This window comes from Vibrio alfacsensis, assembly GCF_019670485.1.
Taxonomy (GTDB): Bacteria; Pseudomonadota; Gammaproteobacteria; order Enterobacterales; family Vibrionaceae; genus Vibrio; species Vibrio alfacsensis.
The window spans coordinates 2,492,130-2,509,857 of sequence record NZ_AP024165.1 but is presented as its reverse complement, the minus strand read 5'-3'; the positions used below and the strand labels follow the sequence as shown (position 1 = coordinate 2,509,857).

The window sequence follows — 17,728 nt, the reverse complement described above, 5'->3', positions numbered from 1 at the left end:
ATTCACTCCTGCTCAACATTAACCGAGTAAAGGTTATGTTCTGGTTTGCCAGCAAACATAATTGCCCCATCGATGGCATCAAATTCGGGCTCAACCACCCAGTGTTGAACTGGCGGAGATAGCCAGCGCAAAATTCGCTCTGCGATACTGCCCATCAAGCAAATGCGCGTTGCACCGCGTTTATTGAGAGCGACTAAGAACATTTCAATATCTGCTGCGGTTTGTTTGAGCATTTCTATCGCCAACGTATCGCCTTGTTCTGCGTGTTGGAAAACTGCAGGGGAAAACTGACCATAGTCTCGTGGCAATGCTGTTTTAGACCAAGCGACTATGTTGTCGATATCATTTTTAAAATGTGCCATTACGTGCGTTGTTAACGGTGTTTTTTCACGAATGCCATCTTCTGCAAGTAAAACTTGTTGAATTAGACGTAGCCCCATAACGGCACCGCCACCTTGATCCGAGATTGGAAATTCACGACCGCCAACAACATGCTGCTCAAGTCCTTTCAGGTAAATGCCACAAGAGCCGGTTCCTGCAATCATGATTGCGCCATCCTTACCATTGTGGGCGCCGATGCACGCACCATAGGCATCGGTATTGAGTGTCATGCTGGCGAATGGGTGCTCTAAAGCCATGAATGCTTGCCAGGAGGTTTTATGTTCTGCGCCTGCTAGCGCTAAACCTACATGCATAGAAGAAAAATCGGATTGAGTCAGGCCGCCTTGTTCTGCTGCAGAAGCAATAGATTCAATAATCGACGCCATTGCGATTTCCGCGCCTAACATGATGTTTGCGCTGCCGCTTTTCGCTTCGCCAATGACGGTGCCTTGAGCATCTTTGATGCGGGCACGACATGACGTGCCTCCGCCGTCGATTCCAACAAAATACATCCCCATGATTATTGCTCCTCGAATGCGTTAGAATCAGCAAGCATGGAAATGTGCTGAGCTTGGCTCATTATTGCTAATAGATACCATGCCCCATGCGGGATCCACTGTTCACCCCAGCGCCAGTTTTGAAGCATGTCGTCTTTCTGTGCTGGTGGATTAAAGGCGATGTCCTCTTCGTCTTCAAAGCCTGCAGTGATGCCATTGCACACACCGCCTTTAGCGTTGAAGAAGCCGTATTGAGGGAGGTAGTCTGGGTTGTTGCGCCCATGGCCGTCCAACATACACATGTCGTATGGGTTTAGACCAACAATCCAGTTAATCGAATCTTGAGCAAGAGCTGAGAGCTGTTGTTTTAATTGATCTGATACAACGTGTGGTTGCGCCACATAAGCCATGGTTGCCAGTGAACCTAGGCGGGCATTCTCACCTTGCCACCAGTATCCAGACTCATTGTTGTGTGCCACAAAGAACGCATCACGTTTCGCTTCATCTACGCCTTTTACGTATTGGCGAGGGTAGCCAAATGGGTTGGTCACTTTGTTGGTGATAGAGACTTCAAATTCACACGCTAGAGTAATGATTTGTTTGACTACCGATGCGCGCTCAGAGTCGTCTTCGATGGTTAAGTATTCACATAGTGCGATAACGGGAAGCCCCGCTTCTGCTGCATGGAAGTAAGGTCGACTGCCATCTTGATTAGCACTCCAAAAGTGTTGAATGTTCTCATCACTTGTTTGGCGAGTTGAAAGACGTTTTGCCCATACGCGGCTTTCATCTAGGTAACGCGCCTCTTTGGTGGTCTTGAATAGCTCTACAGCGGCAAGAAGCGCACAGTATTCATCAATGATGTTCTCTTCACCATCGTTTAAGTATTGGGTGTTGCACTCTTTTAGATGCCAATAGCCGTTTTCTGCGGCATTACGATATTTTTGTTGGTCAAACTCACCGTGAGCATCTAAACGAGCGGCTGATGCTAATGCTGCAATGCTAATGCCTGCACCTTGGCGATAACCTGCTTGGTAATCATCAAATTTGTGGCCTAACTGGGTTTCATAAGCGCAGATTTCGCGTTGGGTAGTGTCTTTACTCCACTTGTCGAACACCGTCATGTAGAAGAAACCTTTTTCGTTTTGCATACGAACAAGAAAATCTGCACCGAACAGAGCCTCTTCGATAAGACGTGTTGCAGTGAATTTAGCCAGTTTCTCGTTGTCTTTTAGTAGAGACAACCCTTTCAACATATTCCAAACCACCATTGGGGTTTGCTGTGGGTTCAGGTAGTTCGCATAGGACAAGTGACTAAGATATTTGCTGACATCGCCAGAAGCGTCATACCAACCGCCGTGAACATCGGCAGTTTCGTTTGAATTTAGCAGTGGGGCTTGATGATCTTGTTGATCGAAAATACCGCCACAGCGCTGGGATTTAAAGTAGTGGATCACATCAGACAGAGTGTGATCGAGGAGAATATGTTCACCGATCTCAAAGTGAGATGAGCGTAAATGATCGAAACGAAGATAATAGTTACCTGGAGTGTTAAATGAAGAAAAGTCGATGAGGTAGAAATGACCTTGATGCCAGTTCGCTACTTTGCCTTGCTTCTCAACCGTTAGAGTCGCAACCGTTTGATGACTATTGGCACAAACCAATAAAGCAGTATAAGAAGACAGACGTGATCGGCTCGTCTGGATGACCGCTTTCTTAGGGCCTAGACGCTCATAACCAATGTGGTTAGTCAGTAGCAGCATTCAATTTCTCCAGGGGAACAAATAATACAAAGAAGAAGTGGGTCAGGTTTAGCCTGACCCTAGTAGTTATTAATTTTCAAATAAGTAACAACGAACAAAGTGATTGTCTGACAACTGAGTAACAGCAGGCAGTTTCTCTCGGCACTTGTCGGTAGCATGAACACAACGTCCAGCAAATGGGCAACCCACAGAGTCAGGTGTCCAGAGAGGGATATCCCCTTTGTTGCCTTTCAATTTTTCATGAATGGACTTAGATGGATCTGGCACGGCAGAAACTAGCAGTTGTGTATATGGATGCTGAGGATCGTGGATGATTTCCTCTGTATCACCCCATTCAACCATGTGACCCACGTACATTACGGCTAAGTCTTCTGCGATGTAACGTGCAGTTGCGATGTCATGGGTAATGTAAAGTAGAGACATTTGCTTCTCAAACTTCATTTCTTCCATCAGGTTAAGAACACCTGCACGAATTGATACATCAAGCATGGATGTTGGTTCATCGGCCAGTACTACCTCGGCCCCTACTGCGATATTGCGAGCTAAGTTCACACGTTGACGTTGTCCACCAGAAAGCTGGTGAGGGAATTTTTGCGCCGTCTCTTTTGGTGGGATAAGACCTACTTGTTCTAGAAGATCATACACGCGCTCTTCTAGCTCTTTTTTGTTGCCCGGTGATACTTTTTTATGAATCAACAGTGGGCGAGCAATGTGGTGGAAAATATTGTGCGTTGGGTTAAGTGACCCAAACGGGTCTTGCCATACCATCTGCACGCCTTCACGGTAGGTCATCAGATCGTGTTTCGATGTGATGTCCTGAATATCGCGGCCCTTGTATTCAATGATGCCATCGGTAGGGGCATACATTTTTGCAATCATTTTAGCTGTGGTTGATTTGCCTGAACCTGATTCCCCCACCACTGACAAACCGCGGCTTTTGTACATTTTGAAAGATACATCGTTGATTGCACGCATCTTAGTTTGTTTGATTGAGTTACTGTTCAAAGGGAAGTCTTTAACGACATTCTTACCTTCAATCAGCAGTTCGCCGAGTTGTTTGCTCATAATTCTCTCCAATGTAATTTTGTTCTTAGCGTAAGGTGTTTGTTTTAAACCTTAGCTTGAGCAATGGTTTGGCCGTATAAATGACAGTTCGAGAAACGACCTGCTTCGATTTCGCGCAGTTGTGTCGGAACTCGTGTACAAGCTTCGTGAACGCGGTCACAACGAGCTTGGAAACGACAACCTTGAGGGATCTCTAATAGGTTCAAAGGGTTGCCTGGGATACCTGTCAATTTGGTTTTCGGGCCGGTTAATGGAGGGAAAGAGCTACCCAAACCTTTCGTGTAAGGGTGGTAAGGACTTTCCAAAATTTGCTTAGATGGTGCAACTTCAATTAATTCACCAGAGTACATAATGCCGATGCGATCTGAGAACTCGACCATCAACGATAAGTCATGGGTGATGAATAGAATTGAGAAACCAAACTCTTCTTTTAATGCATAAATTTTTTGCAGAATCTCACGTTGAACCACTACGTCTAGTGCCGTTGTTGGTTCATCCATGATGATCATCTTAGGGTTTAGCGCTAACGCAATTGCGATAACCAAACGTTGACGCATACCACCAGAAAACTGGTGTGGGTAGTCATTTAGACGGCTAGGGTGGATATCAACGATTTCCAGTAATCCCTCAGCTCGTGTTTTCGCTTGTTCACGAGTCATGTTGGTATGGCGCATGATCACGTCGCAGAATTGTTCTTCCATATTCAGAACAGGGTTCAATGCGTTCATGGCACTTTGGAATACCATCGACATCTCACTCCAGCGAAAGGACTGCATGCGTTCATCGCTGTACTGAAGGATATTCTCACCATTGAAGATAACCTCACCACCAGTGATAAACGCTGGCGGCTTGTGAAGGCGCATTAGCGAGAATGCAACGGTTGATTTACCACAGCCTGATTCACCTGCTAGGCCGAATACTTCACCTGGCGCAATGTCGAAGCTGACGTTATTACAGGCGCGGACATCGCCCGCATCTGTAATGTAGTCTACGCATAGGTTACGGATAGAAATTAGTGGTGCAGTCATGATTATTTATCTCCGCTCCATAGTGCATTTTGTGGTGCCAATTCTGGCTCACGTTCTTTCTTATCTTGTGCTGCCATTTTCTTCCAGCGCTTCATGCCTTTGTGAGAACGAAGCTGTGGGTTAGCAATTTCATCGACTGCGAAGTTCAGTAGAGCAAGGCCAGTAACCAATAGAGTTAATGCAATACAAGGTGCTAGTACTTCCCACCATGCGCCGATAAGCATCGCTGATGAAGTCTGTACGTTGTACAGCATGATGCCCCAACTGATGGTATTGGCATCGCCTAGACCTAGGAACGAAATTACCGCTTCGGTGTTGATTGCTAGCATTACTGAACCGATGAAGCTTGCACCAACGATTGGGATTAGGTTTGGCAAAATCTCAACGAAGATGATGCGAATAGGAGACTCACCCAGTACTTCTGCGGCTTTAACGAACTCTTTTTCTCGTAGTGCCATGGTTTGAGCTCGCACAACACGTGCACCCCAAGCCCAGGAAGTACCGGCGATAATCAAGGCAATGGTGAGCGGCCCAGCCTCCCCGATAAACGCAGCGAGTACGAACAGTAGCGGTAACTGTGGAATAACCAGCATGATGTTCATTGCCGCGCTCAGTACGTCATCGACACGACCGCCGAAGTAACCTGCTGAGATACCAATAACGGTTGCTAGGAAACACACGATGATACCCGCACCAAAACCCACACCTAGAGATACTCGAGCGCCGTAAGCAACTTGAGACCAGATGTCACGACCCATACGAGACGTGCCCAGTACGTGGTCCGCTTTTTTCGACATCAGCAGGGTACGACGGTCGTCTGCTAGGTTTTTCGCAACCCAGCCATCCGGGTTATTTTGTGCTTGTTTTACAACAAAACCAGGGTATTCATGTGGGTTACCAGTGCGCTTATCTGGCGCATGTTGAGTAATCAAAGGTGCAGCGACTGCTACAAAGATGAATACCGAGATAATTGCCAAACCAACACGTGCGAACGCGTTACCTAAAATCAGTTTAAATAGTTCTTTCATGATTATTTGCCTCCCTTACGTAGGCGAGGGTCTAGAATCATGTACAGCATGTCAGCCATTAGGTTGAAGCAAAGCATGAACATCGTCATGATGATGAGCTGACCTTGAAGTACTTGGTAGTCACGTGCGTGAATTGCGTTAAGAAGAACCGTACCTAGACCTGGGTAGTTGAAGATCATTTCGATGATTAGCTGACCACCGATTGCCATACCTAGAGACATTGAAAGTGCGGTGACACTTGGTAGTAGTGCGTTACGAGCTGCGTAGTTGAATACCACTCGGTTTTCGCTCAGCCCCTTACCTTTTGCCATTGTGATGTAATCTTCAGCAAGTAGGTTGATCATGTTGTTACGCATGTTTACTAGGAAGCCACCAATCTGAACAATCGTCGCACAGAACAATGGAAGGATTGCGTGATAACCCACGTCTTTTAGGAATTCCCAGTTTGTCCAATCTGGCACGGTACCTGGGGTGTATGCGTAACCCGATGGGAACCACTTTAAGCCGATAGCAAAGATGAACAGTGCTAGCATCGCGATAACCATTTGTGGAATCGCTTGAATGATCAGAGTGCCTGGCGTTACAAATGCGTCGTATCGGCTACCACGTTTCCAAGCCGCGAAGATACCGAGTACAGAAGCAATCGAGAATGAAAGTACAACAGCGGTACCTGCTAGGAATAATGACCAACCAAATGCGCCACCTAGTAGAGAGTTAACTGAAAGCGGGTAGAACTGGATAGAAGTACCTAGCTCCCAGCTTAGAATGTTTTTGATGTACGACAGGTACTGAATGTAAATTGGACCATCTACGAACCCCAGCAGTTCTTTCATTGCTGCAATTCGCTCTGGTGTTACCTGTACTGATGCGTTAGCAAACATCATGGTAACTGGGTCACCAGGCATTGCTCGCGGAATAATAAAGTTTAACGTCGCTGCAACTAAGAGCGCGACAAGATAGAACGACAAACGTCTTAAAAAATAACCCATAACTCACACCTTACTCACCCAGATTTTTTCCCTGTTTCTGGTTTCAGGTCGCTCCTAGCGAAATTTAGAGCGAAAAATCCCCTGACGACGAGCGCCATATGTTGGTTTGGTCACAAGGAGATTTTTATAGGCGGCACACGGGATGTGTGCCGCTAGAAATGAACTTCTACTTATTTAACTGGTTTTAGGTCCAATACGTGAAGTAGACGCTCTGGGATACCAGCCCAAATGTTTGGACGGCCCTTAGGATTTTCTTCGTTCCACCAACCAGTGAAGCGAGTTGTGTTGTATTGGTACATGTAAGCACCAGACAATACAGGGATAGTCACTTGGTCTTGAGCGATGATTTGCTGAATACCGTGAGCGATTTCTAGCTGTTCTTGCTTATCAGCTGTTTTGTAGAAGCTGTTTAGAAGACCATCTAGCTTTTCGTTCTTGTAGAAGTGCATCGCGAAACGAGGCATACCGTCGCCAGACTGAAGTGCTGAGTTGTAAGCACTGTTCCAGTAAGTGTATGGGTCTGCACCGTGGAAGTAGTTGGTGTATGCTACGTCGTATGTACCTTCAAGCATTGCTTGGTTATACACAGAGAAATCTGGTGTACGAGCACGAGCTTTGATACCAACTTCGCCCAACTGTTCAACCGCGAGTTGTACTGTGTTGTTGAAGTCTGTCCAACCGTTTGGTGATTGAATTAGAAGCTCGAAAGACTTGCCAGATGGCGTGTCAACGAAGCCGTCTTTGTTTACGTCTTTGAAGCCCGCTTTCGCTAGAAGTTTCTTCGCACCTTCAGCATTGTATGAGTTGTAACCCTTGTACTTGTCATGAGTCTTTTCGTCAGACCAAGCTTCGAATGCGTAGCCAAGGCCTGATGCAAAGTCATTCACAGTACCGCCACCGTAGAACGCGATATCGATAATAGTTTGACGGTCAAGAGCCATAGAGAATGCGCGACGGAAGTCAACGTTAGTTAGCGCTTCGTTCTTCGCTGCATCTGGGTTTTTAAAGTTCACTACGAACGCTTGAGTACCTGCAGGCGGGTACCAGTAGTGATGTTTAGGGCTCGCTGCTGCGTAAGTACGGTCGATGTCTGGAACGAATGAAGAAGTCCAGTCCATTTCGCCGTTAACAACTTTACCCAGGAACTGGTCGTTGTTTGCAATTTGAGGAACACGTAGACAGTCAACGTCTAGGTTCGCTGCATCCCAGTAGTTCGGGTTTTCACACTGGATGTATAACTGCGGAGTGAAAGTGTCGATCACTGTGAACGGACCAGAACCCACTGGATTTTCGTTAGTGAATGTCGCTGGATCTTTTACTTTGCTCCATACATGCTTAGGTACCACTGGTACTCTAGCAATTTCGTAAGGAACGTTAGAGTTTGCTTCAGTTAGGTTGAACTTAACTTGGTGATCGTTAAGTTTTTCTACGCTGCTAACCCATGAGTTGATACCTGATTGATCGAGCTCTGGCTTCTCTTTAACTAGGTTAAAAGAGTAAACTACGTCATCAACGCTAAACGCTTCACCATCAGACCATTTTACGCCTTTACGAATATCGAAAATTACGCTTTTTAGGTCATCTGCCATTTTGAAGTTTTCTGCTAGACGAAATACTGGTGTGTTACCATGCATTTCGTTGAAAACAACGAGAGGCTCGTAAATAAAGTCAGTCGTTGTGTGCAGGTTAGTTGCACCCAAGAAAGGGTTAAAGTTACGAACAAAAGTTGTAAACTCTTTAGGGTGGATAGTCAGTTCACTGCGTTCAGCGGCTGTAGCTACTGATGCAAAACCGGTCGTAGCCGTTGCAATAATTGCTGTTGCTAGTGCTGTTTTTTTAATATTGGCAAGCATAGCTGTTCCTTACTATTTGCTTTCATTTCACTAATGGAATAATGGATTAACATTCTCTAAGACCCACCTCTTCATCACTACACTATATCTATTTGCCTGTAGCTTCTAAGAGTGGCCTGTAGGCCTTAGGCACGGTTAAGAAAACACCTTATCAGTAAAATAATCAAATTCGTTTCCCGTTAAAAACGTTAAAAACATAGCAAGTTACGTTATAAACGTTATTTTGCGCTTTTTTTGTACGCTTGTGGCTAAGTTTTGAACATTGAACTGCGTCGCAATATGTTTCCATGTGAAAAGTACGTGTTAGTTATTACTAACCTTTGAGGCCTTTTATTTTAATGGTTTCTATTGTTTTTGAGTCATTGTCGATCTAGCTCACACGTCAAAAGTACGTTAATTATTTAAATAAAATTTAATCTGCCGTTCTGTTGTGATTGAGTTCGCAATCTCTACCAATTGTCAGCCAAACTCTGTTTTGAAACTCAAATATGGCCAAATGTCGCGTAAAAACGGCGGTGAGGATTATGCTTTTTTTAACTAAAAAAGGAAGTGTGTTTCGTTGCGTTGGCTAAAGCGATTGGGGTAAATCTATAGTGAGGAACTCTCTGAGTTGAGAATACTTGTTTCATGTATTAGGAGCTCTTTATATCATGCCTTAAGAACGTTTTAGGTACACAATCTAAGTAATTACCTTGCCAGGTGTGGTTGGTCTATCGTTGATAAGGAGGAGGCTTCGCAGCCAGCAACCTCAGAAGGAGATTGATTTGTAACGTTTGCTTGAAACGTACTTATTGTATGTGCTTACTTATTGAGTGCTGCTTTGTTGGTGAAGAAGAGTGATCCCATGCTATATGAGATGATAGATAAAAAATACCCCACCAGATTGGTGGGGTAGGATGCGTATGTTATGAAAGATTAACTGGTAAGCAATCTTTGTAACTTGTCTCGTTGGGCTTCTATATGAGCACGCTCTGGACTTTGGTCCTTACAATGCTCAAGAATGAATTCGATAGAGCTTAGTACCGTTCGCCAGCGTGGCGTTTTAGGTAGCGTTTCAATGCGCATATATTTATCGAGCGTACGAGTTTGTAGCGTACTTCGGTCGAGATAGACACGCCACAAACCACTTTGTTCTGCAAAAGCGAATTTGGTTTCTCCGGTTGCGGATTCCCAATAATCAAGGGCGTGCGACATAACATCGACGAGTACTTCACGCATGAGCTCTTGTTTGTCCTTTTTACTGCCCAATGCTTTATCTGCAAGACGAGTAAATTCTCCACCAAGCTCTTTCAATTTTTGAAGTTGGTCCTTGTCGCCATCGAATGCATAGCTCGACAGTACTTCAACGGCAGTTTCCAAATTGTGGATACGCGCTGCATTTGCCCCACCGCCGACGTTAAATATATACATGACGTCTAGACCAGAACCCTCAGGAAGTTTAAGGATGTCTGCTTCAATATTTTGACGAATATCTTCAACGTATATATCGACCTTACCGCAGTAATGTGGTTGCTTTACTGTTAGGTATTTCGGCGCGATTAACTCATCTGCCGAAGATCGTCTGAGCTGCTCCAAATTTCGTCTAAACAGCTTACATGCGGCTTCATTGGCAAAACGCACACGTTGGTCTTCGCGCAAGCAAATGATGGCTTCAGGAGCGGATTCTAGTTGTTCAAGTAACCGTCCTTGCGTTTCTAGTAAGCTTGCTTCAATCTGTGCTCGTTGTCGGAGTTCGGACTCTAGGAGTTTATTCTCGACATGACGCATTTCTGCTTTACTTGCCGTTAGGTGGGCCTGAATCCGAGCAGCAAGCTCTTGTTTATTAAATGGCTTTGATAGGTAATCATTGGCACCGGCTTCAAATCCACGAACACGGTCTTCAGTTTGATTCAGAGCGGTGAGCATAATGATTGGCAGTTCGGCATGATCGTATGTTTTACGCAATTCACTACAAACTTGATAGCCGCTCATTCCCGGCATCATGATATCGAGTAATAAGAGTTCAGGCTTTTCCTGTTCGATTAACGTTAGTGTATCAGGACCATCAGAAACGGTACGTACTCGGTAGCCTTCTAATCGTAAGAAGCTTTCTAACACGCGTAAGTTAACGGGTTCATCGTCGGCCACATAAAGAAGAGGGCCATCAGGATTTTCTGGTAGAGAAAGATCGTTGTTGCTGTCCATGTTAATTTCAGGAATTTGGAAATGTCCTCGAGCAGCAAGGCTTTCAGTGGCTTCAATTTCTGCTTCCGTAGCCAGTGGCAGAGTGAAACTAAATGTCGTCCCGACCATTGGCTGGCTGCTCACATAGAGTGACCCGCCCATTAACTCAATCAATTGACGGCTGATTGATAGCCCCAAACCAGCACCTTGACGGTAACGGCTGGTATCTTGTCCTGCTTGGATAAGCGGTTCAAAAATATGCTCGAGGTGTTCAGCTGGAATACCTTGGCCAGTATCGACCACTTGAACTCGGACTTGCTCATCAATGACATTGGCCGAGATGACGATTTTCCCCTCAGAGGTGTACTTGATCGCATTGCCGATCAAGTTATACAGCACTTGCTCTAAGCGCTGAGGATCGGCTGAAACGGCTTTTAAATCAGCTGGAACTTGATTGATGATTCGGATGGTTTTGTTTCCAAGTAAATGATTTGAAAGCTCAAGCACCAAGCGAGTGGCACTCGCAAGGCTAACCGCCGACTTTTGGATATCCATGCTGCCATAACGCATTTTGTGGTAATCCAATAAATCATCTACGAGGTTTGCCAAGCGCTGACCACTTTTAATGATGATATCCAGTTGGTACTTTTGGCTTGCTGGAATGGCACCATTTGCTCCCGAGACTAGGGTTTCTGCAATTCCTACCATCCCGTGTAGTGGCGTACGTAATTCGTGGGACGTCGTTGCTAGGAACTCATCTTTGAGTTTGTCTGCCAATTGCAACTCTTCGTTTTGCTTTTGGATCAGCTTGATGTTGCTCTCTAGCTCTTCGTTTTGTTGCTTGATGGTTTGGATCTTCTCGCGAATAGAACGTTGCATACGCTCAAAACTAATGGCTAGACGGCCAATTTCATCCTTGCGTTTGGTATTAAATGTGGTTTCGTCTAGATCACCTGCGGAAACCTTTTCAGCAGCCCACGTTAATTTGAGTAGAGGAGAAGTAATGAAGTTAGACAGGTAATGTGATGCAATGACTACTAGAACAATAGCGATAAGCATTGCAATAACGAATAGCTTTTCTAGCTGATGAACGCGATAAAAAGCTTCTTTTTCTGGTAGTTGAACCACCAATGCCCAAGTGATTCCTCGGGTTTGGATAGGCGCAAATGCGGCGATAAATTCTTCGCCCGCCCCATTTTTGTAGGTTCCAACGTTTGTTTGACCAGCAAGGGCTTTATCCACGACTTCCAAGCTGTTTTGAATATCTTGTTGCTTGGTGTTAATGGTTCGAGGTTGATGGTTGCTACCAACTAAAAGGGTATTGATGGATGAATCACGGTTGATATCAGCAACAAGCTTGGTGATGCCATTATTTGGTAGGCGGAACATGGCATAACTGTGTAGGTAGCCTTGTTGTACAATAGGTGCACCAAGCCATGCGACTTGTTTTCCATTTTCTAAATCAAAGTCAGACACGACTACGGGGGTATAGTCTTCATTGATTTTTCGGCGAGCACTGACATCTTCAGATAGGCGCTTAAACGTCTTACCCAATGCGGTATCTTTGTATGGGCCGCTTAGTAAGTTAGTGCCATAGTTGTCGTCTTTGTTGATTGAATACGTGACGTTCCCATCAATGTCGACCAATAAAATATCGTTGAAATCTGAGCGCTTGAGTAATTCTAGATAAGCCCAGTGGTAGCGCTTATGGAGCAGACGATAGCGTTCACTGCCAACGTAATCTGAAGATTCAGGCAAAATCGAGGTTTTGATTTGGTCGCCACTGCCTTTAATGTAACGCTGTTGAGCGTTGTGTCTTGCGCTTTCGATATCTTGCCCCAAGCGACTAAATGCATTAACCAGACCGTAGAATCGTCCACCGCTGGCATAAGCTAATTCTGAACGCACAAAGCCCATTACTTCGGTTTCTTGCGCTGCGAAGTAATCGATGATTTGCTGCTGCTTGGTATCACGAACTGAAAGAAGGTGCGATGTGCTCTGTTCTTCAAGATCTTTAGTGTGAGATTGCAGGAAGAAGATCGCCGTGATCGTCAGGGGCGTAATACTTAGAACCAAAAAGGCGGTCATTAGCGTACTTTGTAGACGCTTAAATTTCTGCTTTTTGTAGAATTTAAACATGAATAAGATTACAACTCATAAAAGGGCAGTGGCCAATAAGTGGGGCTTGCCGAGGTTCTCGTTAAAAACGGATAAGGCATTAAACTCAATAGAATTAACAAAATTAACGAGTTTTTTTTCTTTGACAAGAAAGTTAAGTGTAAAGCGTGGTGAAAGGCGCAGTTTTTTGCTGAGCTTGATGTACTTTAGGCAAATTTGCGCAGGATTTCGCCTGCGCAGCAAGGGATTACGACTTTTTAGCGTAGTAGATAGAGAACTTGGTAGTCTTATTTAGTGTCTCGCAATTGTTGAATGCTTTCTCAATAATTGGTGGATATTTTAAGAAGTTGTTCGCAACAATGACCATTTCACCATCGCGAGTCATATGGTGAGGTGCTTGACCTAGAAGTGTTTCAGCTGCGTTGTAATTTGTGTCGAGACCACTGTGAAATGGTGGGTTACTGATGATAAAGCGATAATCGTTTGAAGCATCTGAATAAATGTCTGACGCAAACACATGCCCCGTTAACCCGTTAGCTTCTAGCGTTGCTTGGCTAGAGGTAATCGCATAAGCGTTGATGTCACACATTTCAATCACGATCTCTGGGTTTGCTTTCGTCATAAATGCGCCGAGTACGCCTGCGCCGCAACCAAAGTCGAGAACTTTGCCAGATAGCTTAGGCAGGGTTTCAAGCAGCAAACGACTACCCAAATCAAATTCACCATGACTGAATACGCCAGGAAGGCTCTTAACCGTCAGCGATTGTTCACCTAACGTTACAACATAAGACTTAAACCAATCCGCTTGATTAAAAGGCTTTGGCTCGTTAAGGCAAGTGCCCCAGTAGAATGAACAGCGACGAGCAGAGTCGTATTTGTTTACAGGACCATATTCTTTGAACATTTTCTCAATGCTCTTCACCCCAGAGCGGTTTTCACCAACGACGACGATTTCGGTGTTGATACCAAGCTTCGCCATCAGCATGGCAAGTAAATATTCTGCTTCTGCTTTTGCTTTTGGCCAGTACAACAACACCATGTCTGCTTGAGTATCAATATCAAATTCTGAGCCGAAGTGGCTTCTAATTTTGTCAGAGCTGCGAATTTGACGGAAATAGCTGTAGTTAGAAGTGAACACTTCGACAGACTCACAGTGATTGACTAATTCCAGTGGGAATAAGTCTTCAACTTCACCTGCAACTAAAACGTGTTTTCCGTTGAAATACTCGAGTTGGCGCTGAGCTATTTGGCTAGGAGCGATATAAGCAGACATAAATTTGGTTCATCAGAAAATAAGTTGGGCCAGATTTTCGCACAATCTGGCCCAAGCTTGAAGCAATTAACGTGTACCCAGAACTCCGGCACTACTGACCGATATTTCTAGGTGTTATCTTGTTGGTTAAGGAAGTCTTTAAACTCTTCTTCGTAGATATTGAATAAGACCATGGTGACGGCAAAGATCAACGGACCATAGATCAATCCAATTAAGCCAAACAGGTGCAAACCTCCTAATAGTGAGAAGAAGATCATTAACGTGTTCATTCCCGCACTGCCTTGCATTAAAAGTGGGCGCAATAAGTTATCAATAGAACCAACAATGATCACACTCCAAACAGTAAGGAAGATTGCCCAAGTTGTATCGCCAGTCAGGAATAAATAGATGGCTGCTGGGATCCAGATTAATGCCGTACCGACGACTGGTATGAAAGAGGCAAAGCCCATCATCGTTCCCCAGAACAAGCCAGGGAACCCGGCTAGCCACATACCGATACCACCTGCAAAACCTTGAGCGATTGCCGTTAAGAATGAGCCCATTACAGCAGATTTAGAAACTTGCTCGATTTCTGTCAGAATTTTATCTTCTTGGCTACGTGAAAGCGGCAAAATATGGCGCAGCGCTGAAATGATTTTATCGTGATCGCGAAGTAGGAAGAACAAGACGAACAGCATTAGGAAGAAATCCATCAAGAAGTTCGTGGCGTCACCTAGGATCTTTGCACTAATGGCCACAAGGTTAGAACCAAAGCTTGTGGCGAACTGACCAATTTTTTCTGCAATAGCCTGAGGTTCAATTTTGTCAAAAGGTAAGTATTCATTTACAAGAGATAAACCTTTGACTACCCAAGGATGTTGGAAGATGTCTTGAATGCCGCCATTCGAAACCCATTGATAAGTATTTTGTGAAAACACTGACCCTTGTTGAACAATTGCAGCAAATACAAATAACAATGGAATCACGATAATAAAAGTGAGTACGATACATGAAAGTAGTGACGCCATGTTTTGGTGGGTAGGCATCTTTTTCTCAAACCATTCATGAATTGGGAACATGAGTAGTGAGATGATGAAAGCCATAACGATTGAGTTGATGTACGGTTCAACCAGCAAATAGCAGGCAAAAGCAGCGGCGAGGAGTGCAACGACTAGCACTCGGTGACTCGACGTGATTTTTACATTATTCGGCATAGGATTAATCCAACTTACGGATGATTTGTGTTTACGCCTTATACCACAGCGCAAAATCTTTAATACTTTGCACCGACAATTCTTTCAAGCTTATGACAGAGTTGAATTAGAACGGCGCCATTGACCTTGTTATAATGACCACAATTCAGGCGGTTATCAATCAAGAGATCAAAAAATGGGTTGCTGTGGCAAAGATAAGGCGTGTCAAACTGATACAAAGACCAAACGCATACCATGGTTTGGAATTGTGCTTGGTATGATAGTTATTCTAGTGTTCGTTAACTGGAAATAGGCATTAAAAAAGGACCGAGATGGTCCTTTTTCTGTATTGCATTTTGTATTGAATTGAGCGCTATGGCTTTCGCGTTGTTTTGCTAAAAGCGCCTAATTCAGTCAGCTTATTTCGCTTCAGATGCAATGATAGCGAAACAGCGATCAGCCGCTTCTAATGTGGCATCAATTTCTTTTGAGCCGTGAGCAAGAGAGGTAAAGCTTGCCTCGAATGCTGATGGTGCAAGGTAGACACCGTGCTCTAGCATTAGGTGGAAGAAACGTTTGAAGCGCTCGACATCACACTTAGTGACGTCTTCATAACAAGTCACGCTTTCTTGTTCAGTAAAGAAGAAGCCGAACATGCCGCCTACTTGGTTTACAACAAGTGGAACGCCGTGTTTGTCTGCAAGTGTTTTGAAACCATTTGCAAGTTGTTTTGTTTTTGCTGCTAGGCGTTTCTCATTGCCTTCTTCTTTTAGCAAATTCAAACATGCAAAGCCTGCTGCCATTGCCACAGGGTTACCAGATAATGTGCCCGCTTGGTACACAGGGCCTGTAGGAGCAATGTATTGCATAACTTCTTTGCGACCACCAAAAGCGCCAACTGGCATACCACCACCGATCACTTTACCTAGCGTGGTGAGGTCTGGCTTGATGTTGTAGTGAGCTTGAGCACCGCCAAGTGCTACGCGGAAACCGGTCATTACTTCATCGAAAATCAGAAGCGCGCCTTCTTGGTCACAGATTTCACGTAGACCTTCGTGGAAGCCAGCTACTGGTGGGATACAGTTCATGTTGCCCGCTACTGGTTCAACGATGATACACGCAATTTCGCCTTTATTTGCAGCGAACAATTCACGTACAGATTCAAGATCGTTAAATGTTGCTGTTAGCGTGTGTTTAGCAAAGTCAGCAGGTACGCCTGGAGAGCTTGGTTGGCCAAGAGTTAGCGCGCCAGAACCAGCTTTTACTAATAGGCTGTCTGCATGGCCGTGGTAGCAGCCCTCAAACTTCATGATTTTGTCGCGACCAGTAAAGCCACGAGCAAGACGGATCGCACTCATGGTTGCTTCAGTACCAGAGCTTACCATGCGAAGTTGTTCCATCGATGGCACAAGTTCAGAGACCAATTCGGCCATCGCAATTTCCATTTCAGTTGGCGCACCGAAACTTAGACCGCGTTGAGCCGCGTTGATTACAGCTTCACGGATCACTGCATGGTTGTGGCCAAGAATCATTGGGCCCCAAGAACCTACGTAGTCAATGTACGCTTTACCATCGGCATCAAAAATCAGGGCACCGTCTGCTCGTTCGATAAATAGCGGAGAGCCGCCAACACCGTTGAATGCACGAACTGGTGAATTCACACCGCCAGGAATGGTTTTCTGAGCCTTTTGATATAGCTCTGATGATTTGGTCATGGGATTATCCTCTGTTGATTGCTCGGACCAAGTGGGGCGCATTGTACCTAGCTAATCTCAAGTTAGAAACGTTTTGCGTAATTTATGTGGGTGTAAACAATGTAAACTTACTCTGTTTTAAAGAATCGACGGTGAATACTTGAACGAGTTGGTCAGGTATTGGATAATCGCTCTAATTAGCAAAAATTTGACGTCTTGCTACAGGCTTGACGCATTACACGAGTGAGAGAGGTCTTCGTGAGCGAAGTGAACGTACCATTATCTTTTTCTGATGCTGCTGCATCCCGCGTTAAGACGCTGATCGCAGAAGAAGAAAACCCAGCACTAAAATTGCGCGTATACATCACGGGTGGTGGCTGTAGCGGTTTCCAATACGGCTTTACTTTTGATGAAAATGTGAACGAGGGGGATACAACAATCGAAAACAGTGGCGTAACACTGGTTGTTGACCCTATGAGCCTGCAATACCTTATTGGTGGCGTAGTTGATTACACTGAGGGTTTGGAAGGGGCGCGCTTCTTCGTCAATAACCCGAATGCAACAACCACTTGTGGTTGTGGTGCATCATTTAGCGTGTAATGAATACGACAACAGGCAGCCAATTGGCTGCCTGAGTTTTACGTAGCAGGAAGATTCGTAAACGCACTTTACCGACTGATTTGGTAAAGATTATAAAAGGACTT

The 17,728-nt window shown here is 44.8% G+C and carries 12 protein-coding genes; 1 reads left to right on the top strand and 11 read right to left on the bottom strand.

Going from position 1 to position 17,728, the window contains the following annotated elements; all coding sequences use genetic code 11:
* Positions 1-2 precede the first annotated feature (2 nt).
* The 11 genes from VA249_RS11480 to hemL form a co-directional block, all read right to left on the bottom strand.
* A complete protein-coding gene (locus VA249_RS11480; RefSeq protein WP_221068063.1) occupies positions 3-899 on the bottom strand; it encodes a glucosamine kinase nucleotide-binding domain-containing protein in 897 nt (298 codons plus the stop codon).
* Positions 900-901: 2 nt separating this feature from the next.
* Positions 902-2,641 (bottom strand): glycoside hydrolase family 9 protein, encoded by a 1,740-nt coding sequence (locus tag VA249_RS11475; RefSeq protein WP_221068062.1) that lies wholly within the window; start codon positions 2,639-2,641, stop codon positions 902-904.
* 69 nt (positions 2,642-2,710) lie between these two features.
* Positions 2,711-3,706: an ABC transporter ATP-binding protein gene (locus tag VA249_RS11470; RefSeq protein WP_128810253.1), complete on the bottom strand. Its 996-nt coding sequence runs from the start codon at positions 3,704-3,706 to the stop codon at positions 2,711-2,713.
* Between the two features lie 44 nt (positions 3,707-3,750).
* Positions 3,751-4,734, bottom strand: a complete 984-nt coding sequence (locus VA249_RS11465; protein ID WP_221068061.1) for an ABC transporter ATP-binding protein — start codon at positions 4,732-4,734, stop codon at positions 3,751-3,753.
* Between the two features lie 2 nt (positions 4,735-4,736).
* Positions 4,737-5,762 (bottom strand): ABC transporter permease, encoded by a 1,026-nt coding sequence (locus VA249_RS11460; protein WP_221068060.1) that lies wholly within the window; start codon positions 5,760-5,762, stop codon positions 4,737-4,739.
* A 2-nt stretch (positions 5,763-5,764) separates the two neighbouring features.
* The gene (locus VA249_RS11455; protein ID WP_041058689.1) at positions 5,765-6,751 is read right to left on the bottom strand and encodes an ABC transporter permease; all 987 of its coding nucleotides are present in this window, start codon (positions 6,749-6,751) and stop codon (positions 5,765-5,767) included.
* Between the two features lie 170 nt (positions 6,752-6,921).
* Entirely contained in the window at positions 6,922-8,604 is a 1,683-nt protein-coding gene (locus VA249_RS11450) for an ABC transporter substrate-binding protein (protein ID WP_221068059.1), read from the bottom strand.
* Positions 8,605-9,519: 915 nt separating this feature from the next.
* Positions 9,520-12,906: a response regulator gene (locus VA249_RS11445; RefSeq protein ID WP_221068058.1), complete on the bottom strand. Its 3,387-nt coding sequence runs from the start codon at positions 12,904-12,906 to the stop codon at positions 9,520-9,522.
* Between the two features lie 226 nt (positions 12,907-13,132).
* Positions 13,133-14,158 carry a 16S rRNA (guanine(1207)-N(2))-methyltransferase RsmC gene (rsmC, locus tag VA249_RS11440; RefSeq protein ID WP_211916032.1) on the bottom strand — a complete coding sequence of 342 codons (1,026 nt, stop codon included), beginning with the start codon at positions 14,156-14,158 and terminating at the stop codon, positions 13,133-13,135.
* Between the two features lie 107 nt (positions 14,159-14,265).
* On the bottom strand, positions 14,266-15,351 hold the full coding sequence (locus tag VA249_RS11435) for an AI-2E family transporter (protein WP_221068057.1): 1,086 nt from the start codon (positions 15,349-15,351) through the stop codon (positions 14,266-14,268).
* Between the two features lie 398 nt (positions 15,352-15,749).
* Positions 15,750-17,045 carry a glutamate-1-semialdehyde 2,1-aminomutase gene (hemL, locus tag VA249_RS11430; RefSeq protein ID WP_128810258.1) on the bottom strand — a complete coding sequence of 432 codons (1,296 nt, stop codon included), beginning with the start codon at positions 17,043-17,045 and terminating at the stop codon, positions 15,750-15,752.
* A gap of 237 nt (positions 17,046-17,282) precedes the next feature.
* Here hemL and erpA point away from each other — a divergent pair, with 237 nt between their 5' ends.
* The gene (erpA, locus tag VA249_RS11425; protein ID WP_211916035.1) at positions 17,283-17,624 is read left to right on the top strand and encodes an iron-sulfur cluster insertion protein ErpA; all 342 of its coding nucleotides are present in this window, start codon (positions 17,283-17,285) and stop codon (positions 17,622-17,624) included.
* The last annotated feature ends 104 nt before the right edge of the window (positions 17,625-17,728 follow it).

Coding starts and splice junctions, on each gene's coding strand:
- VA249_RS11480 (WP_221068063.1), bottom strand. CDS start 899: ATGGGGATGTATTTTGTTGGAATCGACGGCGGAGGCACGTCATGTCGT.
- VA249_RS11475 (WP_221068062.1), bottom strand. CDS start 2,641: ATGCTGCTACTGACTAACCACATTGGTTATGAGCGTCTAGGCCCTAAG.
- VA249_RS11470 (WP_128810253.1), bottom strand. CDS start 3,706: ATGAGCAAACAACTCGGCGAACTGCTGATTGAAGGTAAGAATGTCGTT.
- VA249_RS11465 (WP_221068061.1), bottom strand. CDS start 4,734: ATGACTGCACCACTAATTTCTATCCGTAACCTATGCGTAGACTACATT.
- VA249_RS11460 (WP_221068060.1), bottom strand. CDS start 5,762: ATGAAAGAACTATTTAAACTGATTTTAGGTAACGCGTTCGCACGTGTT.
- VA249_RS11455 (WP_041058689.1), bottom strand. CDS start 6,751: ATGGGTTATTTTTTAAGACGTTTGTCGTTCTATCTTGTCGCGCTCTTA.
- VA249_RS11450 (WP_221068059.1), bottom strand. CDS start 8,604: ATGCTTGCCAATATTAAAAAAACAGCACTAGCAACAGCAATTATTGCA.
- VA249_RS11445 (WP_221068058.1), bottom strand. CDS start 12,906: ATGTTTAAATTCTACAAAAAGCAGAAATTTAAGCGTCTACAAAGTACG.
- rsmC (WP_211916032.1), bottom strand. CDS start 14,158: ATGTCTGCTTATATCGCTCCTAGCCAAATAGCTCAGCGCCAACTCGAG.
- VA249_RS11435 (WP_221068057.1), bottom strand. CDS start 15,351: ATGCCGAATAATGTAAAAATCACGTCGAGTCACCGAGTGCTAGTCGTT.
- hemL (WP_128810258.1), bottom strand. CDS start 17,045: ATGACCAAATCATCAGAGCTATATCAAAAGGCTCAGAAAACCATTCCT.